Annotated in this window: 27 protein-coding genes; 16 read left to right on the top strand and 11 right to left on the bottom strand. The window is 65.9% G+C overall.

The window, feature by feature from the left end; all coding sequences use genetic code 11:
* The first annotated feature begins 2 nt into the window (after positions 1–2).
* From kdsA to ispD, 4 genes are all read left to right on the top strand, one after another.
* Entirely contained in the window at positions 3–848 is an 846-nt protein-coding gene (gene kdsA / locus PSPA7_RS07170) for a 3-deoxy-8-phosphooctulonate synthase (protein WP_012074700.1), read from the top strand.
* 45 nt (positions 849–893) lie between these two features.
* Complete coding sequence (eno, locus tag PSPA7_RS07175; RefSeq protein WP_003092364.1) at positions 894–2,183, top strand: phosphopyruvate hydratase; 1,290 nt, start codon at positions 894–896, stop codon at positions 2,181–2,183.
* A 64-nt stretch (positions 2,184–2,247) separates the two neighbouring features.
* Positions 2,248–2,532: a cell division protein FtsB gene (ftsB, locus tag PSPA7_RS07180; protein WP_003098569.1), complete on the top strand. Its 285-nt coding sequence runs from the start codon at positions 2,248–2,250 to the stop codon at positions 2,530–2,532.
* Between the two features lie 19 nt (positions 2,533–2,551).
* Positions 2,552–3,256, top strand: a complete 705-nt coding sequence (gene ispD, locus PSPA7_RS07185) for a 2-C-methyl-D-erythritol 4-phosphate cytidylyltransferase (RefSeq protein ID WP_012074701.1) — start codon at positions 2,552–2,554, stop codon at positions 3,254–3,256.
* Between the two features lie 66 nt (positions 3,257–3,322).
* On the opposite strand, the gene yedF is transcribed toward ispD, so the two are convergent.
* From yedF to gfnR, 3 genes are all read right to left on the bottom strand, one after another.
* Positions 3,323–3,571 carry a sulfurtransferase-like selenium metabolism protein YedF gene (gene yedF / locus PSPA7_RS07190; RefSeq protein WP_012074702.1) on the bottom strand — a complete coding sequence of 83 codons (249 nt, stop codon included), beginning with the start codon at positions 3,569–3,571 and terminating at the stop codon, positions 3,323–3,325.
* Positions 3,537–4,763 (bottom strand): selenium metabolism membrane protein YedE/FdhT, encoded by a 1,227-nt coding sequence (yedE, locus tag PSPA7_RS07195; RefSeq protein ID WP_012074703.1) that lies wholly within the window; start codon positions 4,761–4,763, stop codon positions 3,537–3,539. Before yedE ends, yedF begins: the two co-directional genes overlap by 35 nt.
* 75 nt (positions 4,764–4,838) lie before the next feature.
* Positions 4,839–5,747 (bottom strand): glutathione-dependent formaldehyde neutralization regulator, encoded by a 909-nt coding sequence (gene gfnR, locus PSPA7_RS07200; protein ID WP_003152335.1) that lies wholly within the window; start codon positions 5,745–5,747, stop codon positions 4,839–4,841.
* A gap of 131 nt (positions 5,748–5,878) precedes the next feature.
* On the opposite strand from gfnR, the gene PSPA7_RS07205 reads away from it, so the two are divergent.
* From PSPA7_RS07205 to rpoS, 8 genes are all read left to right on the top strand, one after another.
* Positions 5,879–6,991 carry an S-(hydroxymethyl)glutathione dehydrogenase/class III alcohol dehydrogenase gene (locus tag PSPA7_RS07205; protein WP_012074704.1) on the top strand — a complete coding sequence of 371 codons (1,113 nt, stop codon included), beginning with the start codon at positions 5,879–5,881 and terminating at the stop codon, positions 6,989–6,991.
* Positions 6,992–7,044: 53 nt separating this feature from the next.
* Positions 7,045–7,896 (top strand): S-formylglutathione hydrolase, encoded by an 852-nt coding sequence (gene fghA, locus PSPA7_RS07210; RefSeq protein ID WP_003152338.1) that lies wholly within the window; start codon positions 7,045–7,047, stop codon positions 7,894–7,896.
* A 70-nt stretch (positions 7,897–7,966) separates the two neighbouring features.
* Positions 7,967–8,440 (top strand): 2-C-methyl-D-erythritol 2,4-cyclodiphosphate synthase, encoded by a 474-nt coding sequence (gene ispF, locus PSPA7_RS07215; protein WP_003152340.1) that lies wholly within the window; start codon positions 7,967–7,969, stop codon positions 8,438–8,440.
* On the top strand, positions 8,437–9,504 hold the full coding sequence (truD, locus tag PSPA7_RS07220; RefSeq protein ID WP_012074705.1) for a tRNA pseudouridine(13) synthase TruD: 1,068 nt from the start codon (positions 8,437–8,439) through the stop codon (positions 9,502–9,504). Before ispF ends, truD begins: the two co-directional genes overlap by 4 nt.
* Positions 9,492–10,241 (top strand): 5'/3'-nucleotidase SurE, encoded by a 750-nt coding sequence (surE, locus tag PSPA7_RS07225; RefSeq protein WP_012074706.1) that lies wholly within the window; start codon positions 9,492–9,494, stop codon positions 10,239–10,241. The genes truD and surE overlap by 13 nt, the downstream gene beginning before the upstream one ends.
* Before the next feature lie 32 nt (positions 10,242–10,273).
* On the top strand, positions 10,274–10,909 hold the full coding sequence (locus PSPA7_RS07230; RefSeq protein WP_074197311.1) for a protein-L-isoaspartate(D-aspartate) O-methyltransferase: 636 nt from the start codon (positions 10,274–10,276) through the stop codon (positions 10,907–10,909).
* 45 nt (positions 10,910–10,954) lie between these two features.
* Complete coding sequence (locus PSPA7_RS07235) at positions 10,955–11,848, top strand: peptidoglycan DD-metalloendopeptidase family protein (protein WP_023442978.1); 894 nt, start codon at positions 10,955–10,957, stop codon at positions 11,846–11,848.
* Positions 11,849–11,948: 100 nt separating this feature from the next.
* Positions 11,949–12,953: an RNA polymerase sigma factor RpoS gene (rpoS, locus tag PSPA7_RS07240; RefSeq protein ID WP_034080333.1), complete on the top strand. Its 1,005-nt coding sequence runs from the start codon at positions 11,949–11,951 to the stop codon at positions 12,951–12,953.
* Between the two features lie 425 nt (positions 12,954–13,378).
* On the opposite strand, the gene fdxA is transcribed toward rpoS, so the two are convergent.
* From fdxA to PSPA7_RS07255, 3 genes are all read right to left on the bottom strand, one after another.
* Positions 13,379–13,702 carry a ferredoxin FdxA gene (gene fdxA, locus PSPA7_RS07245; RefSeq protein WP_003092272.1) on the bottom strand — a complete coding sequence of 108 codons (324 nt, stop codon included), beginning with the start codon at positions 13,700–13,702 and terminating at the stop codon, positions 13,379–13,381.
* 66 nt (positions 13,703–13,768) lie between these two features.
* On the bottom strand, positions 13,769–16,336 hold the full coding sequence (gene mutS / locus PSPA7_RS07250; protein WP_003152354.1) for a DNA mismatch repair protein MutS: 2,568 nt from the start codon (positions 16,334–16,336) through the stop codon (positions 13,769–13,771).
* A gap of 125 nt (positions 16,337–16,461) precedes the next feature.
* Positions 16,462–17,469 (bottom strand): TolB family protein, encoded by a 1,008-nt coding sequence (locus PSPA7_RS07255; protein ID WP_012074710.1) that lies wholly within the window; start codon positions 17,467–17,469, stop codon positions 16,462–16,464.
* A gap of 146 nt (positions 17,470–17,615) precedes the next feature.
* Here PSPA7_RS07255 and PSPA7_RS07260 point away from each other — a divergent pair, with 146 nt between their 5' ends.
* The 3 genes from PSPA7_RS07260 (at position 17,616) to recX (ending at position 19,763) form a co-directional block, all read left to right on the top strand.
* The gene (locus PSPA7_RS07260; RefSeq protein WP_003152358.1) at positions 17,616–18,122 is read left to right on the top strand and encodes a CinA family protein; all 507 of its coding nucleotides are present in this window, start codon (positions 17,616–17,618) and stop codon (positions 18,120–18,122) included.
* Between the two features lie 133 nt (positions 18,123–18,255).
* The gene (gene recA / locus PSPA7_RS07265) at positions 18,256–19,296 is read left to right on the top strand and encodes a recombinase RecA (protein ID WP_003092260.1); all 1,041 of its coding nucleotides are present in this window, start codon (positions 18,256–18,258) and stop codon (positions 19,294–19,296) included.
* Positions 19,297–19,301: 5 nt separating this feature from the next.
* Positions 19,302–19,763, top strand: coding sequence for a recombination regulator RecX (recX, locus tag PSPA7_RS07270; protein WP_003152362.1), 462 nt, complete (start codon positions 19,302–19,304; stop codon positions 19,761–19,763).
* A 21-nt stretch (positions 19,764–19,784) separates the two neighbouring features.
* On the opposite strand, the gene PSPA7_RS07275 is transcribed toward recX, so the two are convergent.
* Together PSPA7_RS07275 and PSPA7_RS07280 are read right to left on the bottom strand one after the other, a co-directional pair.
* The gene (locus PSPA7_RS07275) at positions 19,785–20,855 is read right to left on the bottom strand and encodes an LOG family protein (protein WP_003152364.1); all 1,071 of its coding nucleotides are present in this window, start codon (positions 20,853–20,855) and stop codon (positions 19,785–19,787) included.
* A gap of 82 nt (positions 20,856–20,937) precedes the next feature.
* Positions 20,938–22,341 carry an MBL fold metallo-hydrolase RNA specificity domain-containing protein gene (locus PSPA7_RS07280; protein ID WP_012074711.1) on the bottom strand — a complete coding sequence of 468 codons (1,404 nt, stop codon included), beginning with the start codon at positions 22,339–22,341 and terminating at the stop codon, positions 20,938–20,940.
* 177 nt (positions 22,342–22,518) lie between these two features.
* Here PSPA7_RS07280 and xfp point away from each other — a divergent pair, with 177 nt between their 5' ends.
* Positions 22,519–24,924, top strand: a complete 2,406-nt coding sequence (xfp, locus tag PSPA7_RS07285) for a phosphoketolase Xfp (RefSeq protein ID WP_033996780.1) — start codon at positions 22,519–22,521, stop codon at positions 24,922–24,924.
* Positions 24,925–25,038: 114 nt separating this feature from the next.
* Here the strand turns inward: xfp and PSPA7_RS07290 are convergent, their stop codons facing one another.
* The 3 genes from PSPA7_RS07290 to PSPA7_RS07300 form a co-directional block, all read right to left on the bottom strand.
* On the bottom strand, positions 25,039–25,260 hold the full coding sequence (locus PSPA7_RS07290; protein ID WP_003092249.1) for a DUF3820 family protein: 222 nt from the start codon (positions 25,258–25,260) through the stop codon (positions 25,039–25,041).
* An 18-nt stretch (positions 25,261–25,278) separates the two neighbouring features.
* The gene (locus PSPA7_RS07295; RefSeq protein WP_003092248.1) at positions 25,279–25,689 is read right to left on the bottom strand and encodes a quorum-sensing-regulated virulence factor family protein; all 411 of its coding nucleotides are present in this window, start codon (positions 25,687–25,689) and stop codon (positions 25,279–25,281) included.
* Between the two features lie 174 nt (positions 25,690–25,863).
* The gene (locus tag PSPA7_RS07300) at positions 25,864–26,928 is read right to left on the bottom strand and encodes a polyamine ABC transporter substrate-binding protein (RefSeq protein WP_041025301.1); all 1,065 of its coding nucleotides are present in this window, start codon (positions 26,926–26,928) and stop codon (positions 25,864–25,866) included.
* Positions 26,929–26,984: the final 56 nt, after the last annotated feature.

Consider the following 26,984-nt stretch of genomic DNA (forward strand, 5'->3'; position numbering starts at 1 on the left):
GCATGGCACAGAAGATCGTTCGCGTCGGCGATATCCAGATCGGCAACGACCTGCCGTTCGTGCTGTTCGGCGGCATGAACGTGCTGGAGTCGCGCGACCTGGCCATGCAGGTCTGCGAAGAATACGTACGGGTTACCGAGAAACTCGGTATCCCCTATGTGTTCAAGGCCAGCTTCGACAAGGCCAACCGCTCCTCGATCCACTCGTTCCGTGGCCCGGGCCTGGAGGAGGGGATGAAGATCTTCGAAGAGATCAAGAAAACCTTCAAGGTGCCGGTCATCACCGACGTCCACGAGCCGCACCAGGCCCAGCCGGTGGCCGAGGTCTGCGACATCATCCAGCTGCCGGCCTTCCTCTCGCGGCAGACCGACCTGGTGGTGGCGATGGCCAGGACCAACGCGGTGATCAATATCAAGAAGGCCCAGTTCCTCGCGCCCCAGGAGATGAAGCACATCCTGACCAAGTGCGAGGAAGCCGGCAACGACCGTTTGATCCTCTGCGAGCGCGGCTCCTCCTTCGGCTACAACAACCTGGTGGTCGACATGCTCGGCTTCGGCATCATGAAGCAGTTCGAGTACCCGGTGTTCTTCGACGTCACCCACGCCCTGCAGATGCCCGGCGGTCGCGCGGATTCCGCCGGCGGCCGGCGCGCCCAGGTCACCGACCTGGCCAAGGCCGGGCTCAGCCAGAAGCTCGCCGGGCTGTTCCTCGAGGCCCATCCGGACCCCGAGCACGCCAAGTGCGACGGTCCGTGCGCGCTGCGCCTGAACAAACTCGAAGCCTTCCTGTCCCAGCTCAAGCAACTGGACGAGCTGATCAAGAGCTTTCCTGCAATCGAGACTGCCTAGTCTCCTCAGACCGCCCCGTTCATTCACTCCGGAGTGTTAACAAGAATGGCAAAGATCGTCGACATCAAGGGCCGTGAGGTCCTGGACTCCCGCGGCAACCCGACCGTTGAAGCGGACGTGATCCTGGACAACGGCATCGTCGGCAGCGCCTGCGCGCCTTCCGGTGCTTCCACCGGTTCCCGCGAGGCCCTCGAGCTGCGCGATGGCGACAAGAGCCGTTACCTGGGCAAGGGCGTGCTGAAAGCCGTGGCCAACATCAACGGCCCGATCCGCGACCTGCTGCTGGGCAAGGACGCGGCCGACCAGAAAGCCCTCGACCACGCGATGATCGAGCTGGATGGCACCGAGAACAAGGCCAAGCTGGGCGCCAACGCGATCCTCGCGGTGTCCCTGGCCGCCGCCAAGGCCGCCGCCCAGGCCAAGGGCGTGCCGCTGTACGCGCACATCGCCGACCTCAACGGCACCCCCGGCCAGTACTCCATGCCGGTGCCGATGATGAACATCATCAACGGCGGCGAGCATGCCGACAACAACGTCGATATCCAGGAGTTCATGGTCCAGCCGGTCGGCGCGAAGAACTTCGCCGAGGCGCTGCGCATGGGCGCCGAGATCTTCCATCACCTGAAGGCGGTGCTGAAGGCCCGTGGCCTGAACACCGCGGTCGGTGACGAGGGCGGCTTCGCGCCGAACCTGTCGTCCAACGAAGACGCCCTGGCCGCCATCGCCGAGGCCGTCGAGAAGGCTGGCTACAAGCTGGGCGACGACGTGACCCTGGCCCTGGACTGCGCCTCCAGCGAGTTCTTCAAGGACGGCAAGTACGACCTCGAAGGCGAAGGCAAGGTATTCGACGCCGCCGGTTTCGCCGACTACCTGGCCGGCCTGACCCAGCGTTACCCGATCATCTCCATCGAGGACGGCATGGACGAGTCCGACTGGGCCGGCTGGAAGGGCCTGACCGACAAGATTGGCGCCAAGGTCCAGCTGGTCGGCGACGACCTGTTCGTGACCAACACCAAGATCCTCAAGGAAGGCATCGAGAAGGGCATCGGCAATTCGATCCTGATCAAGTTCAACCAGATCGGTTCGCTGACCGAGACCCTGGAAGCCATCCAGATGGCCAAGGCCGCCGGCTATACCGCGGTGATCTCGCACCGTTCCGGTGAAACCGAGGACTCGACCATCGCCGACCTGGCCGTGGGCACCGCCGCCGGTCAGATCAAGACCGGTTCGCTGTGCCGCTCCGACCGCGTGTCCAAGTACAACCAGTTGCTGCGCATCGAAGAGCAGCTGGGCGCCAAGGCGCCGTACCGTGGTCGCGCGGAATTCCGCGGCTGAGCCTGGTCTGGTACGGTGAAGGGGTGGCAAGAGCCACCCCTTTTCTTCTCAAGGAGTTCGAGGCTTGAGGTTACGTAGCCCCTACTGGCTGTTCGTGGTGCTGATCCTGGCGCTGGCGGGCCTGCAGTATCGCCTCTGGGTTGGCGATGGCAGCCTGGCGCAGGTACGCGACCTGCAGAAGCAGATCGCCGACCAGCATGGCGAGAACGAGCGCCTGCTGGAGCGCAACCGGATTCTCGAAGCCGAAGTCGCCGAGCTGAAGAAAGGCACCGAGACCGTCGAGGAGCGTGCGCGACACGAACTCGGCATGGTCAAGGACGGCGAAACCCTCTACCAGCTCGCCAAGTGAGCTGACGACCCTTTTCCCGATGACGACTTCCGACCTTCCCGCCTTCTGGACGGTGATCCCCGCCGCCGGCGTGGGTTCGCGCATGCGCGCCGACCGCCCGAAGCAATACCTCGATCTTGCCGGTCGCACCGTGATCGAACGCACCCTCGACTGTTTCCTCGAGCATCCTATGCTCAGGGGGCTGGTGGTCTGTCTGGCCGAGGACGATCCCTACTGGCCCGGGCTGGATTGCGCCGCCAGCCGGCACGTGCAGCGAGCGGCCGGCGGCGTCGAACGGGCCGACTCGGTGCTCAGCGGCTTGCTGCGTCTGCTGGAACTGGGCGCCCGGGCCGACGACTGGGTGCTGGTGCACGATGCGGCCCGGCCGAACCTGACACGCGGCGACCTCGACCGCCTGCTCGAAGAACTCGCCGAGGATCCGGTCGGTGGCCTGCTGGCGGTACCGGCGCGGGACACTCTCAAGCGCTCCGACCGCGACGGCCGGGTCAGCGAAACCATCGACCGCTCGGTGGTCTGGTTGGCCTACACGCCGCAGATGTTCCGCCTCGGCGCCCTGCATCGGGCGCTGGCCGATGCGCTGGTGGCCGGCGTGGCGATCACCGATGAGGCTTCGGCGATGGAATGGGCCGGCTATGCACCGAAGCTGGTGGAAGGGCGCGCCGACAACCTGAAGATAACCACCCCGGAAGACCTACTGCGCCTGCAGCGAAGTTTTCCGCACTGACGGTATGCACGTGCAGTAAAAAAGCCGACCCTGGGGTCGGCTTTTCCGTATCTGCGCGATCGCCGCTCAGCCTTCCAGCGGCACCTCTATGAGGAAGCGGAACAGCGCGCCGTGCTGCTCCACCGCCAGGCATTTGTAGCCCTGTCGCTGGGTGTCTTCGGGAATGCCGTGGACCGACTGCGAGCAGTCGGTGACCACTTCCAGGCGTTCGCCCGGCTGCATGGTGGCCAGGGTTTCCAGGGTGGCGATGGCGTTGTACGGGCAATGTTCGCCGCGCAGGTCAAGCGACAGGGTCGGTTTGTCGGGCTGGCTCATGGTTCGGTTTCCGCGGTCGGGTGAATCGGGAGGCGTTCAGTTGTACCAGCAGCAGGCACAGGGCGAGGCCGGCGAAGGTCAGCAGCAGGCCGTTGCCGGGGCCGAAGCTTTCCAGCAGGTCGATCTTGGGATAGGGCAGGGCGAGGCGGGTACCCAACTGGTCCCAGAACACCGCCACCAGGGTGCCGCCGATGACGTTGCCGATGCCGACCACCCAGAAGTGCACCTGGCCCTCCATCGAACGGTACATCCAGCCGGTCTCGCAACCGCCGGCGAGGACGATGCCGATGCCGAAGAGGATGCCGCCGATGATCGCGTTCGGTCCCATCCAGAAGATCTTCGGCGCGACGCCCAGGCGGATCGCGGCGAAGGTGCCGATGCAGGCGGCCGCCATGCCGAGCAGGATGCCGAAGGCGGCGCGGGTCCGGCCGGTGGTCCAGAGGTCACGCGCGGCGCTGGTGAAGCAGATCTGCGCACGCTCGATCAGGCCGCCGAACAGCAGGCCGAACAGGCAGGCCATGCCCAGCACCAGCGATGCTTCGAAGCGCCAGGCGGCGAACAGCGCGGCGAACGCCAGTACCGCCAGGCCCAGGCGGGCCTGCAGGCGTGCGCGCCGGGCCAGGCTTTCGGCGCTGGGCAGCGCGCTGGCGCCGGCGCCGACCTTCAGCGGCGTGCGCAGGAACGGCAGCAGGCTGATCTTCACGCCGATCCAGGCGCCGCCGACGGTGGCGAACATGAAGGCCCAGGCGTGCACGGAGAACATCGGGATGCCAGTGAAGAACGCCGCCAGGTTGCAGCCCATCGCCAGGCGCGCGCCGAAGCCGGCGATGATCCCGCCGACCAGGCCCTGCAACAGGCGCCGCTTGCTGGTCGGCCAGCGCAGGCTGACATTGCCGGCCCACAGCGCGCAGCACAGGGCGCCGAGGAGCATGCCGATGATCATCACCCCGTCGACCCGGTCCAGCGGCGTGCCTTGCAGGCCGATCAGCCGGAAATAGCTCCAGTCCTGTGTCTGGTAGCCGAACCAGGACAGCACGTGGCCGCCCCAGCGGGTGAATTCGCCGGTCACCGCCCAGAAGGTGCCGGTGATGGCGAAGTAGTAGGCAGAGACGACGCCGAGGGCGACCAGCGCCGGCAGCGGCGACCAGAACCTCACCAGGTAGCGTTGGCGAAACGCGTTGAAGGCAGACATGCGACTTCCTTGAATCGATGGCGGGTGGAACGGGAAACCGCCAAGTCTATCGCAGCGTGGATTTTCCTTACTGCTTCAGCGCAGGTTTTTCTCCTCGGCGAGCCCCGGGTGGGACCGCGCCAGGCCTTCCTTGAGATAGTCCACCAGTTGCCTGACTTTCGGTGACAGGTGCCGCTGCTGCGGGTACAGCGCCCACACCGCGGTGTTCGGTGGCTGGTGACCTTGCAGCAGGGAGACCAGCCGGCCGCTGCGCAGGTGGTCGATCACATAGTAGTCGGGCAACTGGCATAGACCGAAGCCACGCAGCGCGGCGTCGAGTACCGCCTGGCCGCTGTTGCAGCGCCAGTTGCCCTGGACCCGGTGCTGGGTTTCCCGGCCGTCCTCGAGAAAGCTCCACAGGTCGCTGCTGCCGATCAGGCAGTTGAACTGGCCGAGTTCCGCCGGTGACTGCGGAGTGCCGTGGCGGCGCAGGTATTCCGGGGTGGCGCAGAGGTACATGACGCGCGGCGCCAGGCGCGTGGCGACCAGACGCGAATCGCTCAGGCGGCCGAGGCGGATGGCCAGGTCGAAGCCCTCGTGGAGCAGGTCCAACTGGCGGTTGGAGAGTTCGATGTCGACCCGCAGTTGCGGATAGTCGGCCATGAAGGCATTCACCAGCGGCACGATGAAACGTTCGCCGTAGGCCACCGCACAGGTCATGCGCAGCAGGCCCTTGGGTTCCGCGGAGAGATCGCTGACCGCGCGCAGGGCCTCGTCGCGGGCGTCCTGCAGGCGCTGGCAGTGTTGCAGGAAGGTCTGCCCGGCCTCGCTCAACGATACCCGCCGGGTGCTGCGGTAGAGCAGGCGGGTCTGCAGGCGTTCCTCCAGGCGGGCGACCTGGCGGCTGATGTGCGAAGAGGAGACGCCCATGCGTTCGGCCGCGGCGGTGAACTGCCCGGTTTCGGCGACGGCGACGAATTCGTCCAGTCCTTCCCAGCGATTCATCTGGATTGTCCCTGCATGGCAATAATGTTTTGATTATTGCCTGATTATTCCTTGAAACGGGGTTTTCTACACTTTCCGTTTTGGCGGGTCGCGTCGTGGCCTGCCGGCTTCCATCGTTCAGGAGTTCCGAGATGATCAAGTCCCGTGCCGCCGTCGCCTTCGCCCCCAACCAGCCGTTGGAAATCGTCGAAGTGGATGTGGCGCCGCCGCAGAAGGGCGAGGTACTGGTGCGCATCGTCGCCACCGGCGTCTGCCATACCGACGCGTACACCCTGTCCGGCCAGGATTCCGAAGGGGTGTTCCCATGCATCCTGGGTCATGAAGGGGGCGGTATCGTCGAAGCGGTGGGCGAGGGCGTGACCTCCCTCCAGGTGGGCGACCACGTCATCCCGCTGTACACCGCCGAATGCGGCAAGTGCAAGTTCTGCCTGTCCGGCAAGACCAACCTCTGCCAGGCGGTGCGCGCCACCCAGGGCAAGGGCCTGATGCCCGACGGCACCAGTCGCTTCTCCTACAAGGGTGAGCCGGTCTACCACTACATGGGCTGCTCGACCTTCTCCGAGTACACCGTGCTGCCGGAAATCTCCCTGGCGAAGATTCCCAAGGACGCCCCGCTGGAAAAGGTCTGTCTGCTCGGCTGCGGCGTCACCACCGGGATCGGCGCGGTGCTCAATACCGCCAAGGTGGAAGAGGGCGCCACCGTCGCCATCTTCGGCCTGGGTGGCATCGGCCTGGCGGCGATCATCGGGGCGAAGATGGCCAAGGCCTCGCGCATCATCGCGGTCGACATCAACCCGGCCAAGTTCGACATCGCCAGGGAACTGGGCGCCACCGACTTCATCAATCCGAAGGAACATGACAGGCCGATCCAGGACGTCATCGTCGAACTGACCGATGGCGGCGTCGACTATTCCTTCGAGTGCGTCGGCAATGTGCAACTGATGCGCGCCGCCCTGGAGTGCTGCCACAAGGGCTGGGGCGAGTCGGTGATCATCGGTGTCGCCGGTGCCGGCCAGGAAATCAGCACCCGGCCCTTCCAGCTGGTCACCGGGCGCGTCTGGCGCGGTTCGGCGTTCGGCGGCGTGCGCGGACGCAGCGAGCTGCCGAGCTATGTCGAGAAGGCGCAGCAGGGCGAGATCCCGCTGGATACCTTCATCACCCACACCATGGGGCTGGAGGAGATCAACGAGGCCTTCGAGCTGATGCACGAAGGCAAGAGCATCCGCACCGTCATTCATTACTGACAAGCCATCGTGGCGGACCCTGCGGTTCGCCACGACCGTTTCACGGAGGTCACGTGAAGGATTCCCTCGAACTGATCGGCAGCCAGAAGAGCTTCGGCGGCTGGCACCAGCGCTACCGGCATTTTTCCCGGACCCTGAACTGCGAGATGGTCTTCGCCATCTACCTGCCGCCCCAGGCCGAGCCGGAGGCTGCGCTGCCGGCGCTGTACTGGCTGTCCGGTCTGACTTGCAACGACGAGAACTTCATGCAGAAGGCCGGCGCCCAGCGCGTCGCCGCCGAACTCGGCCTGGTGCTGGTGGCGCCGGATACCAGCCCGCGCGGCAGCGGCGTGCCCGGCGATCCCGACGGCGCCTGGGATTTCGGCCTGGGCGCAGGCTTCTACCTGAACGCCACGCAGGAGCCCTGGTCCGCGCACTATCGCATGCACGACTATGTGGTCCACGAACTGCCGGCACTGATCGAGGCGCATTTCCCGGTGTCGCAGCGGCGCGGCATCAGCGGCCACTCGATGGGCGGGCATGGCGCGCTGGTCTGTGCCCTGCGCAACCCGGGACGCTATCTGTCGCTGTCGGCGTTCGCCCCGATCTGCAATCCGAGCGATTGTCCCTGGGGGCAGAAGGCGTTCTCCCGTTATCTCGGCGAGGAACCGGCGGCCTGGCGTGAGTGGGATGCCTGCGCGTTGCTCGAAACTGCCTCCGAACGCCTGCCGATCCTGGTCGACCAGGGCGAGCGCGACGACTTCCTCGCCGTCCAGCTCAAGCCGGAAGCGCTGCGCCGCGCCGCGCGGGAGGCCGGTCATCCGCTGGAGCTGCGTTTGCAGCCGGGCTATGACCACAGCTACTACTTCATCGCCAGCTTCATCGAGGATCACCTGCGACACCATGCCCGGGTTCTCGACGGTTGATCCGCGATACCTGAAGCCTGTCCCGATCCGGGGTAGAATCACGCCCTGATTCCAACCAGGGCGTTTTTTCATGCGAATTGGCCATGGCTACGACGTGCATCGCTTCGGCGAGGGCGACTACATCACCCTCGGTGGCGTGCGCATTCCCCACAAACACGGGCTGGTCGCCCACTCCGACGGCGACGTGCTGTTGCACGCCTTGTCCGACGCGCTGCTGGGCGCGGCGGCGCTGGGCGACATCGGCAAGCATTTCCCGGACACCGACCCGCGCTTCAAGGGCGCCGACAGTCGCGCGTTGCTGCGACATGTGGTCGCCATCGTCGCCGAGAAGGGCTGGAAGGTCGGCAACGTCGACGCCACCATCGTCGCCCAGGCGCCGAAGATGGCGCCGCACATCGAGACCATGCGCGGGTTGATCGCCGAGGATCTCGGTGTCGCGCTCGACCAGGTCAACGTCAAGGCCACCACTACCGAACGGCTTGGTTTCACCGGACGCGAAGAGGGCATTGCTGTACATGCGGTCGCTTTGCTGATGGCCCGATGAGCGTTCTCGGCGAGCTCGACCTGCTCGGACCGCGCGCCCACGGCGCGGCCTGCGGCGAGGCGGTCTTGAAGGCGGTGGCCGAGGATTTCCAGGTCGACGAGGTGCTGGACATTCCCCTCAGCGGTGAAGGCGAGCACCTCTGGCTTTGGGTGGAAAAGCGCGGGCTGAACACCGAGGAGGCGGCCCGACGCCTGGGCCGCGCCGCCGGTGTGCAGCAGAAGCATGTCAGCTATGCCGGGCTGAAGGACCGCCAGGCCCTGACCCGGCAATGGTTCAGCCTGCACCTGCCGGGCAAGGCCGACCCCGATCTGGGCGCAGCCGAGGGCGAAGACCTGCGGATCCTTCGCCGCACCCGTCACTCGCGCAAGTTGCAGCGGGGCGCGCATGCCGCCAACGGCTTCACCCTGCGCCTGACCGCTCTTCGGGCGGAGCGCGTCCTTCTCGACGCGCGACTCGAACGTATCGCCGCGGTCGGCGTGCCCAACTATTTCGGCCTGCAGCGCTTCGGCCATGGCGGCGGCAACCTGGTCGACGCGCGCAGTTGCGCGGAGCAGGACCTGCTGCCGGCGAATCGCAACCTGCGTTCGCGCTTCCTTTCCGCCGGGCGCAGCTACCTGTTCAATCGCCTGCTCGCCGAGCGGGTCGCGGAGGGTAGCTGGAACCGGGCAGCGGTCGGCGACCTGCTGGCCTTCACCGACAGCCGCAGCTTTTTCCTCGCTGGCGAGGAAGAATGCCGCGATGCCCGTCTGGCCGCCCTCGACCTGCACCCCACCGGCCCGCTCTGGGGCGAGGGCGATCCGCCGAGCGGCGCCGGCGTTCTCGAACGCGAGCTGGCCCTGGCCGGGAGCGAGCCGGCGCTCTGCCGATGGCTGGCGAAGGCGGGCATGGCGCACGAACGGCGCATCCTGCGGCTCCCCATCCAGGGGCTGGCGTGGCATTATCCCGAACCTGATGTTCTGCAACTGGAATTCGTCCTGCCGGCCGGTTGTTTCGCCACCGTAGTGGTGCGTGAAATCCTCGACCTGGTACCGACAGGGCAGACGGAAAACCCATGCGCATACTGATTGCCAACGACGACGGGGTGACCGCACCCGGTATCGCCGCGCTTTACGACGCGCTGGCGGATCATGCCGATTGCGTAGTGATCGCCCCCGACCAGGACAAGAGCGGCGCCAGCAGTTCCCTGACGCTGGACCGCCCGCTGCACCCGCAGCGCCTGGACAACGGATTCATCAGCCTCAACGGCACGCCGACCGACTGCGTGCATCTGGGCCTGAACGGCTTGCTGGAGGAATTGCCGGACATGGTGGTCTCGGGTATCAACCTGGGCGCCAACCTCGGCGATGACGTCCTCTATTCCGGTACCGTGGCGGCGGCCATCGAAGGGCGCTTCCTGAAGGGGCCGGCCTTCGCCTTCTCGCTGGTCTCGCGGTTGACGGATAACCTGCCCACCGCCATGCACTTTGCCCGCCTGCTGGTCGCCGCCCACGAGCGGCTGGCCGTGCCGCCGCGCACCGTGCTCAACGTCAACGTCCCCAACCTGCCGCTGGAGCGTGTGCGTGGCATCCAGCTGACCCGCCTCGGCCATCGCGCCCGCGCCGCCGCGCCGGTGAAGGTGGTCAATCCGCGCGGCAAGGAAGGCTACTGGATCTCCGCCGCCGGCGACGCCGAGGACGGCGGCCCCGGAACCGACTTCCACGCCGTGATGCAGGGCTACGTGTCGATCACCCCGCTGCAACTGGACCGCACCTTCCATGAAGCCTTCGGTGGTCTCGACGAGTGGCTGGGAGGGCTGAAGTGATGTCCGAAGACCTGCACCGCCGCGGTATCGGCATGACTTCCCAGCGTACCCGCGAACGCCTGATCCAGCGGTTGTACGAGGAAGGCCTGTCGAATGCCCGCGTGCTCGAGGTGATCCGCCGTACGCCGCGGCATCTTTTCGTCGACGAGGCGCTCGCGCATCGCGCCTACGAAGACACCGCCCTGCCGATCGGCCACAACCAGACCATTTCCCAGCCGTTCATGGTGGCGCGGATGACCGAGTTGCTGCTGGCCGCCGGCCCGCTGGACAAGGTCATGGAGATCGGCACCGGTTCCGGCTACCAGACCGCGGTGCTGGCGCAACTGGTCGAGCGGGTGTTCTCCGTCGAGCGGATCCAGGCACTGCAGGACAAGGCGAAGGAACGTCTTGCGGAGCTAAACCTGCGCAATGTTGTCTTTCGCTGGGGCGACGGCTGGGAGGGCTGGTCGGCGCTGGCTCCCTACAATGGAATCATTGTCACCGCGGCGGCTTCGGAAGTCCCACAGTCGCTGCTGGACCAGCTCGCGCCGGGCGGCCGCCTGGTGATCCCGGTGGGTGGCGGGGAAGTCCAGCAACTGATGCTGATCGTGCGTACCGAGGACGGCTTCAGTCGGCAGGTGCTCGACTCGGTGCGTTTCGTCCCGCTGCTCAACGGCCCGATCGCCTGAGCCTGTGGCTGGTGGATGCCGGCCCAATCGACCGAAAGCGAACAGATGGATAAGGGGGAAGGATTGAGGCTAGCAGCGACCCTGCGGCAATGGACTCGGGTCTACGGTGGTGGCCACCTGGTGCTTGGCGCCGTCGTCTGTTCCCTTCTCGCCGCCTGTTCGTCGTCCCCCCCCGGTGGGGTCAAGGTCGTCGACCGCAACGGCTCTGCATCCGCTGCGGCGCGCCGTGCGCCTGTCACCAGCGGGCAGTACATCGTCCGTCGCGGCGACACCCTGTATTCCATCGCCTTCCGCTTTGGCTGGGACTGGAAGGCGCTGGCCGCACGCAATGGCATCGCGCCGCCCTATACCATCCATGTCGGTCAAGCTATCCAATTTGGTGGGCGGGCGCCGAGCCAGCCGTCCGTCGCGAAAAACACGCCGGCCGTCGCTCCGCCGGTGGCGACCAGACCGGCCCCGGTTCCCCCCGCTGTTAGTACGTCGGTACCTGCCAAACCTGCGCCGGCTCCGGCCGCGACCACCACCCCACCCAGCAGCGGCGCGACTCCCGTCGTCGCGGGGGCTGCGGCAGGCGGTTGGGCATGGCCGGCAAGCGGTACGCTGATAGGTCGTTTTGCCTCAAACGGAAGTTTGAATAAAGGGATTGATATAGCTGGTCAATTGGGCCAGCCTGTCCTGGCTGCGTCTGGTGGGACCGTTGTATACGCCGGTAGTGGTTTGCGGGGCTACGGCGAGTTGGTCATCATCAAACACAACGAGACCTACGTGAGTGCCTACGGTCACAACCGCAGGCTGCTGGTGCGGGAAGGGCAACAGGTCAAGGTAGGGCAATCGATTGCCGAGATGGGCTCCACAGGAACCGATCGGGTGAAGCTGCACTTCGAGATTCGCCGCCAGGGTAAACCTGTCGATCCACTGCAATACTTGCCACGTCGCTGACCGGAGTTCGCCCGCCCACATGTAGGTGAGCGGGTCCGGGCGTTCCCAGCGGAAAAGGAGTCGTCCGGGCTTGAGTCGAACTCATGCAAGGGATAACGACATGGCACTCAAAAAAGAAGGGCCGGAGTTTGACCACGATGACGAAGTGCTCCTCCTGGAGCCCGGCATCATGCTGGACGAGCTGTCTGCCGACGAGCAGCCTTCTCTCCGGGCAACTCCAAAAGCCACCACCTCCTTCTCTTCCAAGCAACACAAGCACATCGACTACACGCGTGCGTTGGACGCAACGCAGCTGTATCTCAACGAAATCGGTTTCTCGCCCCTGCTGACGCCCGAAGAGGAAGTCCACTTCGCCCGTCTGGCGCAGAAGGGCGATCCCGCTGGTCGGAAGCGGATGATCGAGAGCAACCTGCGACTGGTGGTGAAGATCGCCCGGCGCTATGTCAATCGCGGACTGTCCCTGCTCGACCTGATCGAGGAAGGCAACCTCGGCCTTATCCGCGCCGTGGAGAAGTTCGATCCGGAGCGCGGATTCCGGTTCTCGACCTACGCCACCTGGTGGATCCGCCAGACCATCGAACGGGCCATCATGAACCAGACCCGGACCATCCGTTTGCCGATCCATGTGGTCAAGGAGCTGAACGTCTACCTGCGTGCGGCGCGGGAGCTGACCCACAAGCTCGACCACGAACCGTCCCCCGAGGAAATCGCCAACCTGCTGGAAAAACCGGTCGCCGAGGTCAAGCGCATGCTCGGCCTGAACGAGCGGGTCACTTCGGTGGACGTTTCCCTTGGCCCGGACTCCGACAAGACCCTGCTCGACACCCTGACCGATGATCGCCCCACCGACCCGTGCGAGTTGCTGCAGGACGACGACCTCAGCGAAAGCATCGACCAGTGGCTGTCGGAACTCACCGACAAGCAGCGTGAAGTGGTGATTCGCCGCTTCGGCCTGCGCGGGCATGAAAGCAGCACGCTGGAGGAGGTCGGCCAGGAAATCGGCCTGACCCGCGAGCGGGTCCGCCAGATCCAGGTGGAGGCACTCAAGCGTCTGCGCGAGATATTGGAGAAGAACGGCCTGTCGAGCGACGCACTGTTCCAGTGACAGGAATCCTTCGACCCACACAAGACCCGGCGTTCGCCGGGTTTTTTGTGTCTGCTCTTGTAAGCATTAACTTACACGGCGTGTGAGCCTAAGTAGATAAAACCCCGGGAAGATGGTGAAGAACTCTCGTGTATAAATATAACTTATTGAAAATAAAAGGTTTATTTTACAAGGAGTGCTCGCTGACAAAGCCTCGCTGCGGTTTCTGCCAGGTTGCGGGCTCCTGGGGAATCGCTAATATCACTCCTGCGTACAGGGAACACGCAGCCCCGAAGGATCGGGGAAGGGACATCGCCAGGGAGGCGATTCATCAGGATGATGACGAGGGACTGAAGAGTGGGCGGGGGAATACCCCGCCCCTTTTTTTTACCTGCCGTTTTACCCATCGCCAAATAAAAGGCCCGCTGTTTGCGGGCCTTGGCGTATCAGCGCTCCAGGTGCTGGAGCTTGCCGGCGACGCCGTCCCATTCCTCGGCGTCGGGCAGGGCATCCTTCTTCTCGGTGATGTTCGGCCAGACTTCCGCCAGCTCGCTGTTCAGTTCGATGAACTCCTGCATGTTCTCCGGCACTTCGTCTTCGGAGAAAATCGCCTGGGCCGGACATTCGGGCTCGCACAGGGCGCAGTCGATGCACTCGTCCGGGTGGATGACCAGGAAATTGGGTCCTTCGTAGAAGCAGTCTACCGGGCAGACTTCCACGCAGTCGGTGTATTTGCACTTGATGCAGTTGTCGGTGACGACGAAGGTCATTTTCTAATTCTCTCCTCAGGCGGGCGGCTAAGCGCGCGCGATTCTAGCAGCTTGTGCGGTGGTCCGTCAGACCCGCATCTTCCATGCATATAACAGATCGAGAGCTTGCCGCGGGCTGATATCGTCGGGATTGATCCTCGACAATTCATCGATCACCGGGTGCGGCAGGCTGGCGAACAGGTCGCTCTGCATCGGCGAAGCGGGCTTGCCACTCTGCTGGCTTGGCACCTCGTGCGGCAGGCTGGTGGTCTCCAGGCGCTTGAGGTGCTCGCGGGCGCGCTGGATCACCGGGCTCGGTACGCCGGCCAACTGGGCCACCGCCAGGCCGTAGCTCTGGCTCGCCGGTCCCGGCAGGACGTGGTGGAGGAACACGATGCGCTCGTTGTGCTCGGTCGCGTTCAGGTGCACGTTGGCTACCGCCGGCTGGCTTTCCGGCAGCACGGTCAGCTCGAAGTAGTGGGTGGCGAACAGGGTGAAGGCGCGGGTCCGCGCCAGGTCCTCGGCCGCCGCCCAGGCCAGCGACAGGCCGTCGAAGGTGCTGGTGCCGCGGCCGACCTCGTCCATCAGCACCAGGCTCTTGTCGGTGGCGTTGTGCAGGATGTTGGCGGTTTCGCTCATCTCCACCATGAAGGTCGAGCGGCCGCCGGCAAGGTCGTCGGACGAGCCGATGCGGGTGAAGATGCGGTCCACCAGGGACAGCTCGCAGCGTGCGGCGGGAACGAAGCTGCCGATGTGAGCGAGTAGCACGATCAGCGCGGTTTGCCGCATGTAGGTGGATTTACCGCCCATGTTCGGGCCGGTTATCACCAGCATGCGGGTGTCGGCGTCCAGCGCCAGGTCGTTGGCCACGAACGGCGTCTCCAGCACCTGCTCGACCACCGGATGGCGGCCCTGCTCGATGTGCAGGCAGGTATGTTCGACGAACCGCGGGCGATTCAGGTCGAGGTTCAGCGCGCGTTCGGCGAGATTCGCCAGCACGTCCAGCTCCGCCAGCGCCGAGGCGCTGTCCTGGAGCGGGGCGAGATGGCCGATCAGGCGTTCCAGCAGCTCTTCGTAGAGCGCTTTCTCGCGTGCCAGGGCGCGGCTCTGGGCCGACAGCGCCTTGTCCTCGAAGGCCTTCAGTTCCGGCGTGATGAAGCGCTCGGCGCCCTTCAGGGTCTGGCGGCGGATGTAGTCGGCCGGGGCCTGCTCGGCCTGTACCCGCGGCAGCTCGATGAAGTAGCCGTGGATGCGGTTGTAGCCGACCTTCAGGTTGGGCAGCCCGGTGCGGGCTTTCTCGCGGGCCTCCAGGTCCATCAGGAACTGTCCGGCGTTCTCGCTCAGTGCCTGCAGCTCGTCCAGTTCGGCGTCATAGCCGGTCTTGATCACGCCGCCATCGCGGATCACCGCCGGCGGGTTGTCGATGATCGCCTTGGCCAGCAGTTCGGCGAGTTCGGGATAGGTGCCGATGGTGGTGGCCAGCGCCTGCAGGTGCGGCGCCTCCAGTTCGGTCATGGCGTTCTGCAGGTCCGGCAACGCGGCCAGCGCGTCGCGCAGGCGCGCCAGGTCGCGAGGGCGGGCATTGCGCAGGCCGATGCGGGCGAGGATACGTTCGAGGTCGCCGATTTCCTTGAGCTGCGGTTGCAGGTTCTCGAAGCGGTAGCGTTCGAGCAGGCAGGCGATGGACTCCTGGCGGGCCTCCAGCACCGCGCGGTCACGCAGCGGACGGTTCAGCCAGCGGCTCATCAGGCGGCTGGCCATGGCGGTCTGGCAACGGTCGACCACCGATTGCAGGGTGTTCTCGCGACCACCGCTGAGGTTGATATCCAGCTCCAGGTTGCGGCGGCTGGCGCCGTCGAGGATCACCGTGTCATCGAGACGATCATGACGCAGGCTGCGCAGGTGCGGCAGGGCGGTACGCTGGGTTTCCTTGGCATAGGCGAGCAGACAGCCGGCGGCGCCGATGGCCAGGGTCAGGTTCTGGCAGCCGAAGCCTTTCAGGTCCTGGGTGCCGAATTGCTGGCAGAGGCTCTTGTGTGCCGAGTCGCGATCGAAGTCCCACGGCGCGCGGCGGCGCACGCCGCGACGCTTCTCCGCCGGCAGGCCCTGTGGCCAGTCGTCGGGAATCAGCAGCTCGGCCGGGTTGAGGCGTTCCAGTTCGGCCAGCAGGGTTTCCCAGCCTTTTATCTCCTGGACGCTGAAGCGGCCGCTGGTGATGTCCAGTACGGCGAGGCCGAACAGGCGCTCGTCGCCGAGGATCGCCGCCAGCAGGTTGTCGCGGCGTTCGTCGAGCAGTGCCTCGTCGCTCACCGTGCCGGGGGTGATGATCCGCACCACCTGGCGCTCCACCGGTCCCTTGCTGGTGGCCGGGTCGCCGATCTGCTCGCAGATCGCCACCGACTCGCCGAGCTTGACCAGCTTGGCCAGGTAGCCCTCCGCCGAATGGAAGGGAATGCCTGCCATCGGGATCGCCTTGCCGCCAGACTGGCCGCGCGCGGTCAGGGTGATGTCGAGCAGCTTGGCGGCCTTCTTCGCGTCCTCGTAGAACAGCTCGTAGAAGTCGCCCATGCGATAGAACATCAATTGGTCGGGGTGCTGATGCTTCAGTTTGAAGTACTGCTGCATCATCGGCGTGTGTTGGGAGAGGTCGGTCATACGGGCCTTCGGAAGCGGGCTTTGGACGGTGCAAAAGAGGGCAATGTTAACCCGATTCGTCGGCCTGTGTCGGGTCCGTTCGGAACCGGCGCGGACCATCAGGTCCGCGCCTGTGCGGGCCGCTTTCAGCGCGCCGCGGTATAGCTGGCACCGAGCTTCTGCCGGCCGTCGGGCAGGTTGATCTGCGCCGGGTCGAGCCGCCAGACGCGCGCCGCGGCGATGTCGCCGAGGAGCAGGCTGTAGGTCGGGTCGAACGAGGTACTGGAGAAGACCAGATAGTCCTCGTTCACCGGAGCTGCATCGGAATTGTCGCCCTGGCAATGGTTGAGCGGCAGTATCGCCGGGGTGCCGGGCGGGCTGTTGGGAACGACCATGGCCAACTGGTCGTTGCCGGCCGGCTGGGTGCGCGAGAGGAAGTAGGCGGTGTAGTCGCGTACCACCGGATAATAGTCGCGGCCCCCCGCAGCCGGGGTGGCGAGTGCGCTGACCTGGCCGTTCTCCAGGTTCCTGCGCACCACCCGCAGGCTGTCGCCGGCTCCTGTCGCGTAGACCACGTACTTGCCTGAGGGGGTGAGGAACGGCATCGATTCCTCGGTGGTCCAGCCGTCGCTGGTCACGGCTTTCCAGGTGCTCACGCCGACGCTGCCATCGCCATTGAAGACCAGGGTGGCGAGGCGGATGTCGCCTTCGTGCTTGAGCACGACCTGGCGACCGTCGAAGGAGAACTTCGGATCCTCGTTGCGGCCGCCGATGGCCGCGGTGAGGTTGCTCGGCGCCTGGGTGCCGCCGATGGCCCAGGCGAACACGTGCCAGGCGCCATTCTGGCGGCCCATGAAGGTCAGGTGACGGCCGTCCGGGGAGAAGTGCGCATTCATCGGGTCCTCGATGTTCCAGCCGGGCTGGTTGAGCTGACGGGTGCTCTTGCTCTTGAAATCATGCAGGTAGAGGTTCGAGGAGCCGTCCCCGTACTCCATATAACTGTGGTAGACCAGGCGTCCGCCAAGCGCGGGCAGGCTGCTGGCCGGTTGCAGGGCCAGGTTGGCGGTACAGGCCGCGTGGGCTGGAAGGTTGGCGACGGGAGAAAGGAGCAGGGCGAGGGAGAGCAGGGAAGTCTTGGACGAAGCTGCGTTCATGGGGGCCGTTCCTTGGGCGATGTAGGAGCCTGCATGTTCGCGCATTCGACGCCGCCTTGCGCTCGCGCTTGTCCGAAAGCTGCTTCTGAATGGAAAAGCCGATGGTGTAGGGTAGTCCCTTTCCGTTTCTTTTCTGGAGAGCAGCGATGACCGTCACGGACTCCGACCTGACCGCACTGGCCACCCGACTGGGCGAAAGCCTGCGCCATCTGGGCGAGCAAGTCAGCACCGCGGAATCCTGCACCGGTGGCGGCATCGCCGAGGCGATCACCCGCATGCCGGGGAGTTCGGCCTGGTTCGAGGCCGGCTACGTGACCTACTCGAACCGGCAGAAGACCCTCCAGTTGGACGTGGCGGAATCGCTGTTCGCGGCGGTCGGCGCGGTCAGCCGGGAAGTTGTCGAGGCGATGGCGCGAGGCGCCCAGCGGCACAGCGGATCGCGCTTCGCGGTGGCGGTCAGCGGGATCGCCGGGCCCGATGGCGGTTCGCCGGAAAAGCCCGTGGGCACCGTCTGGCTGGCATGGGCCGACGGCGAGCGGCTGGTCAGCGAGCGCTGCCAGTTCAACGGCGACCGCGACGCCGTGCGCCGGCAGACGGTGGCGACCGCGCTGACCGGGCTGCTGCGCATGAGCAACGGCGAAAACCCAGGCTAGCCGCGCCTGCGGGCAACCGTTCGGAACATTCTTCCCCGCGGGGGTAGGCGAGCGACTTGCCCTGTGGAATAATACTGTCTACTTATACAGTTGTTCGTGGCCGTCCGGCCGCCCTGACTTCGCGAGGACTTCAATGGACGAGAACAAGAAGCGCGCCCTGGCCGCGGCCCTGGGACAGATCGAACGCCAATTCGGCAAGGGCGCGGTCATGCGCATGGGCGACCATGAGCGCCAGGCGATCCCCGCCATCTCCACCGGCTCCCTGGGCCTGGACATCGCCCTCGGCATCGGCGGCCTGCCCAAGGGCCGGATCGTCGAGATCTACGGTCCGGAATCCTCGGGCAAGACCACCCTGACCCTCTCGGTGATCGCCGAGGCCCAGAAACAGGGCGCCACCTGTGCCTTCGTCGACGCCGAGCACGCGCTCGATCCCGACTATGCCGGCAAGCTGGGCGTCAACGTCGACGACCTGCTGGTCTCCCAGCCGGACACCGGCGAGCAGGCCCTGGAAATCACCGACATGCTGGTGCGCTCCAACGCGGTCGACGTGATCATCGTCGACTCCGTGGCCGCGCTGGTACCCAAGGCCGAGATCGAAGGCGAGATGGGCGACGCCCACGTCGGCCTGCAGGCACGCCTGATGTCCCAGGCGCTGCGCAAGATCACCGGCAACATCAAGAACGCCAACTGCCTGGTCATCTTCATCAACCAGATCCGCATGAAGATCGGCGTGATGTTCGGCAACCCGGAAACCACCACCGGCGGTAACGCGCTGAAGTTCTACGCCTCGGTCCGCCTGGACATCCGTCGTACCGGCGCGGTGAAGGAAGGCGACGAGGTGGTGGGTAGCGAAACCCGCGTCAAGGTGGTGAAGAACAAGGTTTCGCCGCCGTTCCGCCAGGCCGAGTTCCAGATCCTCTACGGCAAGGGCATCTACCGCACCGGCGAGATCATCGACCTGGGCGTGCAACTGGGCCTGGTCGAGAAGTCCGGCGCCTGGTACAGCTACCAGGGCAGCAAGATCGGCCAGGGCAAGGCGAACGCCGCCAAGTACCTGGAAGACAATCCGGAAATCGGTTCGGTGCTGGAGAAGACCATCCGCGACCAACTGCTGGCCAAGAGCGGTCCGGTGAAGGCCGACGCCGAAGAAGTGGCTGACGCCGAAGCCGATTGAGGCCAATGGCGACCGTGCTCGATACGCCCGTCGCCGTACGGCGGGCGGCCATGGATCTGCTGGCGCGCCGTGAGCACGGGCGCGCCGAGCTTTCCCGCAAGTTGCGCCAGCGTGGCGCATCCCCCGAGTTGATCGATCCCGCCCTCGACCGTCTGGCCGAGGAAGGTCTGCTCGACGAATCCCGCTATCTCGAAAGCTTCATCGCCAGTCGCGCCCGCGGCGGCCATGGGCCGTTGCGCATCCGTGAAGAACTGGCGCAACGCGGCCTGCCGCGCGCCGATATCGAAAGGGCGCTGAATGCTTGCGACATCGACTGGAGCGCGCAGTTGCGCGAGGTCTGGCGACGCAAGTTCGCCCGCCTGCCGCTGGACGCCAGGGAAAAGGCCCAGCAGGGCCGCTTCCTGGCGTACCGGGGTTACTCCATGGAGTCGATCAGCCGCCTGTTGAGCGGCCGCAGCGACGATTGAACGCATGCCGGAGCGGCAGCTTCAGTCCCAGTTTTCCGGCAGGTTGATGTAGTCCAGCAACTCCCGCAGACGCCCCTGGTCGCGCCCGTTGAAGACGAAGGCGAGGCGGGTCAGGTTGCGGAACTCCGGTTCGTCCTGCTCCTGCTCGCTGTAGGCCTGCTGCTGGAAGCCACCGCTCAGGCAGAGGCTGGCGAACTCCTCGTGCAGGTGCGCCAGCGCGGCATCGTTCAGCGCATGGTTGAGGCGGATCACGAAGGTGCCTTTCAGCCAGCGGCTGGAGTGGAAGTTGCGGTAGAACCGGGCGATTTCCTTCACCGCGTCTTCCGCCGAATGCACCAGGCGCATCAGGCGCATGTCGGCCGGCAGGATGTAGTGGTTCTCCAGCAGCTGTTCCTGCATGAACTCCAGGGCATGTTCCCAGTAGCGGCCGCCCGGCTGGTCGAGCAGCACGATCGGCACCAGCGGACTCTTGCCGGTCTGCACCAGGGTCAGCACTTCCAGGGCCTCGTCGAGGGTGCCGAAGCCGCCTGGGCAGAGCACCAGGGCGTCGGCTTCCTTGACGAAGAACAGCTTGCGCAGGAAGAAGAAGTGGAACGACAGCAGGTTGCCGCTGCCGTCCACCGTATGGTTGGCGTGCTGCTCGAAGGGCAGGGTGATGTTGAAGCCCAGGCTGTTCTCCAGCCCGGCGCCTTCGTGGGCGGCGGCCATGATGCCGCCGCCGGCGCCGGTGATCACCATCAGGTCGTAGCGCGCCAGTTCTTCGCCCAGCTTGCGCGCCAGGGCGTATACCGGATGCTCGACCGGGGTACGCGCGGAACCGAACACGGTGACCTTGCGCCGCCGCTTGAACTGCTCGAGGACGCTGAAGGCGTGTTCCATCTCGCGCAGGGTCTGCAGCATGATCTTCGCGTCCCAGCGGTTGCGGTCGGCCTGGGCCATGCGCGTCACGGTGAAGAGCATCTCGCGGTACAGCGCGAGGTTGGGGCTTTCGCCGGGAGCGGCGAGGGCGGCCAGTTCGTCGACCTTCTGTGCCAGGTCGGTGCCGCTGGTCTGGAAGTGCCGGGAAAGGTAGTCATCGGCTTCGTAGGGCATACGCATACTCCTTGTCCAACCACCTTCGGGAGGTGGTTTCCGCATACTGCCACGGACCGCGTGACAGTGGCGGAAAGGCGGTTCAGATCTCGATGCGCTCGCCTGACCTGGGAATTTCGGCATCCCAGTCGAGCCGCTGGCGGATCGCCCCCTGCAATGCCTCCATCTTTTCCCGTTCGCCATGGATCAGGTACAGCGCGGGACGGTGGGCGAAGTGGCCGACCCAGTCGAGCAACTGCGATTGCCCGGCGTGGGCGGAGAAGCCGCCGAGGGTATGGATCTGCGCCTTCACCGCGATGCGTTGGTGGAACACGCGCACGGCACTGGCGCCGTCGACGATGTTGCGGCCCAGGGTGCCGCGTGCCTGGAAGCCGGGGAAGACGATATGGCACTCCGGGCGCCAGAGGTTGTGCTTGAAGTGGTGGACGATGCGTCCGCCAGTGCACATGCCACTGCCGGCGATGATGATCGCGCCGCTCTTGATCCGGTTGATCGCCATCGACTCGTCGGCGCTGCGGGTGACGCGCAGCACCGGTAGCCACTCCTCCAGGCGGGTGGTGCCGGTGCCGCGGATGTATTCGCGGTCGCGGTCGTCGAACTCGTTGCTGTGGCGCAGGTAGATGCCGTTGGCGCGGGCGGCCATCGGGCTGTCGAGGAATACCGCCTGTTGTGGCAGGCGGCCTTCCTGGTAGAAGCGACCGAGGTAGTAGAGCAGGTCCTGGGTGCGACCGACGGCGAACGACGGGATCAGCACGTTGCCGCCGTCGCGGTGCGCCTGGTCGAGGATCGCCGCCAGCTCCTCCAGGGTTTCGTTGCTGTCGCGGTGATCGCGATCGCCGTAGGTGGACTCGAGCATCACCACGTCGGCCCGGCTCAGCGGCGAGGGCGCGCGCATCAGGGGCGAGCAGGTGTTGCCGAGGTCGCCGGAAAACACCAGGCGGCGCGGTTGCACCTGGTCGTGGAACTGCACTTCGACGATCGACGAGCCGAGGATGTGCCCGGCGTTGTGGAAGGTCACCCGCACGCCACGAGCGACCGCCACGGTACTGCCGAGACTGATCGGCCGGCGCAGCTTGAGCGCGCGTTCGGTGTCGGCCTGGGTATACAGTGGCTTGATGCTCGGCTTGCCGATCCGGTTGCGCCAGCGGTTCTCCCACTCGGCGTCCTTTTCCTGGATGTGCGCGGAGTCCAGCAGCATGAGTTCCAGCAGTTCGCAGGTGGCTTCGGTGGCGAAGATCGGACCCTTGAAACCCTCGGCCGCCAGGCGCGGCAGCAGGCCGCTGTGGTCGAGGTGGGCGTGGGAGATGACCACCGCGTCGATGCTCGCGGGATCGAAGGGGAAGGGCGCGCGATTGCCCTCGTCGGCCTCGCGGCGGCCCTGGCGCATGCCGCATTCGAGCAGGACTCTCGCCCCGTCGAGGGTTTCCAGCAGATAACAGGAACCGGTGACCTCCTGGGCGGCGCCTAGAAACGTCAGTGATGCCATCGAGCCTCCTCCGTCAGAGCTCTGTCGATACCGATACCATTCGGGATCGTGGAAAGCCATGGAACCATCGTACAAGGCCAGGGTGAACGAATCGGGGGCGGGGAGCTTGATGCAGGTCAGCGCCCTTTGCCGTGTGCTGCCTAGACTGCAAGGCACCACTAGGGAGGCCTACCCACCATGAGTCAGATTCTGCCCAGTCAGGACGAGCTGCTTGCCCATGCGGCGGCCGAGCCGGCGTTTGCCGCGTGGCTGCAAGGCCATGGTCCGCTCCAGCATAGCGCAGAGACCCGCGCCGCCGTGTTCCGCACCGCTCATCAATTGGTCCAGGCTGGGCTGCAGCCGGACCTGGCCAGCGTCTACCATCTGTTCCGCGCCCTCGACCGGCTGACCGCCAGCGCCCTGCGCATCGTCGCGCACATGACCTACGCCCGGCGCATCCGCCTGGATGGCGAGCCATTGCAGGCCGACGATTTCAAGCGGCAGCCCGAGGGGCATACCGGCGGTGCCCTGAACATGGTGCCGGCCTACGCCGGCTACCTGGCACTGAACGCCCTGACCGGCAGGACCCGCGGCTGGCTGATGGGCCAGGGCCACTGCGTGGCCGCCATCGATGCGCTCAACGTGCTTACCGGCAACCTGCATCCGGAGCAGGAGCGCGCCTATGCCGGCGGCGAGGAAGGGCTGAACCGCCTGCTGCAGGACTTCTATGGCTACGCCCAGGCGCCCAACGGCGCGCCTGCCGCGCCGCTCGGCAGCCATGTCAACCCGCATACGGCCGGCGGTATCGCCGAAGGCGGCTACCTGGGCTTCGCCGAATTGCAGTACGCGCACATGCCATTGCCCGGCGAGACCCTGGTGGCGTTCCTCTCCGATGGCGCCGCCGAGGAACAACGCGGCAGCGACTGGATCCCGCGCTGGTGGCGGGCCGAGGACTGCGGGGCGGCGCTGCCGGTGATGATCGCCAATGGCCGGCGCATCGAGCAGCGCACCGAGCTGGGCACCCACGAGGGCCTGGAGGGCTTCAAGCTGCACCTGCGCCGTTGCGGCTTCGACCCGATCAGCTTCGATGGGCGCGATCCGGCCGCCTTCGTCTGTACGCTCTGGGAAATGGAGCAGCGCCTGGAGCGGCGGGTGCAGGAGAAGAACAGCGGGATCCTCCGCTACCCCCTGCCGATTCCCTACGGTATCGCCGAGACGGTCAAGGGCTTCGGTTTCCATGGCGCCGGCAGCAACGCCGCGCACAACCTGCCGCTGCCGGGCAACCCGCGCGACGACGAGCATGCCCGGCAGTTGTTCAACCAGCATGCCCGGGAACTGTGGGTCGAGCCGGAAGCCCTCGAACTGGCGCGCCGGCTGTTCATCGAACTGCGCGGCGAGCGTCCGCTGGAGCGGGACAACCCGTTGGCCATGCGCCACCCCATCGAGCCGATCATCCCGCCGTTGCGCTATCGCGACGACGCCTGTTCGCCGATGGCCGCGCTGGACCGTTTCTACACCGAACTGGTGGAGGCCAACCCCGACCTGCGCGCTCGCGTCGGCAATCCCGACGAACTCGCCAGCAACCGCCTCGGCGGCGTGCTCAAGGCGCTAAGGCATCGGGTCAGCGAACCGGAGAGCGAACTGGAATCGGTGAGCGGGAAGGTCATCACCGCGCTCAACGAGGAGGCGGTGGTGTCCGCCTGCCTGGCCAACCAGGGCGGGCTCAACCTGGTCGCCAGCTACGAGGCGTTCTGCGTGAAGATGCTCGGCGCGGTACGTCAGACCCTGATCTTCGCCCGCCAGCAGAAGGAGGTCGGGCGCCCGGCCGGCTGGCTGGGCTGGCCGCTGGTCGCTACTTCGCATACCTGGGAGAACGGCAAGAACCAGCAGTCGCACCAGGACACCACCTTCTGCGAAGCCCTGCTTGGCGAAATGAGCGACATGGTCCGGGTGCTCTTCCCGGCCGACCATAACAGCGCCCTGGCGCTGCTGCCGACGATCTACCGCAGCCGGGGGCAACTGGCCTGCCTGGTGATTCCCAAGCGCGACCGACCTATGGTGTTCGACGCCGACCAGGCCGAGCGCCTGGCCCGCGACGGCGCCATCCTGGTCGAGGAGCGCTGCGGCTCCGACCCGTTGCTGCTGATCGCCAACGGCAGCTACCAGCTCGAACAGATGCGCCGCGCGGCGCAGCGCCTGGCCGAGGCCGGGCAGGCCTACCGGCTGGTCTACCTGCAGGAGCCGGGACGCTTCCGCGCGCCGCGCGATCGCTGGGAGGTCGAGGCGGTGGCCGACGAGGCGCTGGTGGCGCGGCTGTTCCCCGATAGCCATGAGCGCCGGGTGCTGCTCACCCATATGCGTGCGGAAGTGGCGCGCGGACATCTCTGGCCGATCCTGCCGGATGCGCGGCGCACATCGGTGCTCGGCTACCGCAACCGGGGCGGGACCCTTGACGAAGCGGGCATGCAGTTCGCCAACCGAGCCTGCTGGGGCAACGTGCTGGCGGCTTGTGCCCGGCTGATGGAGGTGCCGCGCACCGCGCTGCTGACCCCGGAGGAAGCGGCGGCGGTGGCTGGCAAGGGCGACCCGGCGTTGTTGCGTTGAGTTCGGCAGGGCGAATAACGCCTGTGGCGCTATTCGCCCTGCCGAACGGGAGTGGGTGCCTGGCGAAGGCAGGGGGGCGGGGGATCGGCGGATAACGTCGGCGACGTCATTCGCCTACGGAGCGGGGGGCCGAAGCGGCTTGAGCAGCCCGTCCAGCCCGTCGATCTTCAGTTCCAGGGTCAGTTGCATCAGCCGCCCGAGTTCACCGGGCGGGAAGCCCTTCTTGTAGAACCACAGCAGGTACTCCTCCGGCAGGTCGACCAGCATCCGTCCCTGGTACTTGCCGAACGGCATCGGCGTCCGGGCGATCTTCAGCAGATGCTGCTTGTCCAACATGGCGGCCGCGCGGCGCGCTTACTTCTTGCCCTGGATGCGGCAGCTGCCGGCATCGAAGCGTTCGGTGGCGACCGGCTGGTTGGTCTTGTACTCGGTGAAGCTGTAGGTGAGGATCGCGCCACGGGCGAGCAGTTGGCGATAGCCGGTGTTGCTGCAGACGCTGTCGCCGAGCTGGCTGCGCACGCTGTCCGGGTTGGAGCGCATGCGTTCGGCGTGGCTGGCGCGCACGCTGAGGTGGTTGATCAGTTGGTTGCCTTCGACGGTATAGCCCTGGTCGAGGATGTCTTCGTTGATGGCGCGGGGAGTGCCTACGCTGCTTTCCTTGGCCACTTTCTCCAGCATCTTGCTCAGTTCGAAATCCTTGAGCGAGGCGGCATGGGCGGCGGTGGGCAGGACGAAACAAAGGGCAAGGGCCATGAAGCGCGACATGAAGGTCTCCTGGGGCAATAAGCGGATTCGACCGACGCAGGGGCCGAATTGTTTCCGTCGGCCCTTTCCCGGGACGGACGGTGGCGAATGGGCGCCATGTTACCGCGTTCGGGGTGGGGCACGGAAACGCAAAAGGGCGACCGAGGGTCGCCCTTTCGTCGATGGCGGCGCGGATCAGCGCAGCTTGATCTCGGTCCAGAGCCTGTTCAGGGCGCGTCGCTGGCGCGAGTTCAGGTCCTTCAGCGGCTCCAGCCTGGCCTGGGTGGCGGCGTCCGGGAAGAGGGCGGCGAGCGTCCTGATCTCCGGCCTGATGAAGGGCTGGGCGGCGGCGTTGGGCGTGCCGGTGCCGATCTGGTTGGTCAGTTCGGAAGCGTTCCGACCGTCGAGCATGAAGTCGATGAAGCGGTAGGCCAGGTCGGGGTTCCTCGAGCCCTTGTGGATCACCATGCTGTCGATGGCCAGCACTGCACCCTGGCGGGGCAGGGCGAAGTCGACCTTGAAGGCGCGGCCGGCAGCCTCCGCGTCGGCCCTGGCCTGGTACATGTCGCTGGAGTAGCCATGGGCGACCCAGATGTTGCCCAGGGTCAGCTCCTTGATATAGCTCGACGAGTTGAACGCGGCCCAGTACGGCTTGGCGGCGAGGATCAGCGCCTGGGCTTCCTTCCAGTGCTGCGGGTCGGTGTCGTTGGCGGAGTGGCCGAGGTACTTCAGGGCGGCGCCGAACAGTTCCTGCGGGTCGTCCATCACCGTGACCCTGCCCTTGATCTTCTCCAGGACCGCCGGGTCGAAGATCACCGACCAGTCGGCCGGGTCGATGCCCAGCTTGTCCAGTTCGGTCTTGTTGTAGCCGACCAGGGTGGTGGTGAAGGCGTAGGGCACGGAGTAGCGGTTGCCCTTGTCGAAGTCCTTGTCCAGGTAGCCCGCGTCCTCGTTCTTCAGGTTCGCCAGGCGGTTCTTGTCCAGTTCCACCAGGTCGCCCTTGCGGACCAGAGCCTCGACCGCGTTCTGGGTCGGGATGATCACGTCGTAGCCGCTGGCCCCGGCGGCCAGCTTGGCCATCATCTCCTCGGTGCCGGAATAGAACTCCTGCACCAGCTCGCAGCCACATTGCTGCTCGAAGCGTTTCACCGTGTCCTCGGCGATGTAGTCGTTCCAGTTGAACAGATACAGCTTCTCGGCGGCGGTGGCCTGGGCGGCTCCTGCCATGAGGGTTGCGACGAGCAACAGCTTTTTCATCATGGTTCCTTGTTACGGGGTGGCAGGGCTCCGGAAACCGGAGCAGGGCGAGGCCGTGG

It is taken from the genome of Pseudomonas paraeruginosa PA7 (assembly GCF_000017205.1).
GTDB classification, from domain to species: domain Bacteria; phylum Pseudomonadota; class Gammaproteobacteria; order Pseudomonadales; family Pseudomonadaceae; genus Pseudomonas; species Pseudomonas paraeruginosa.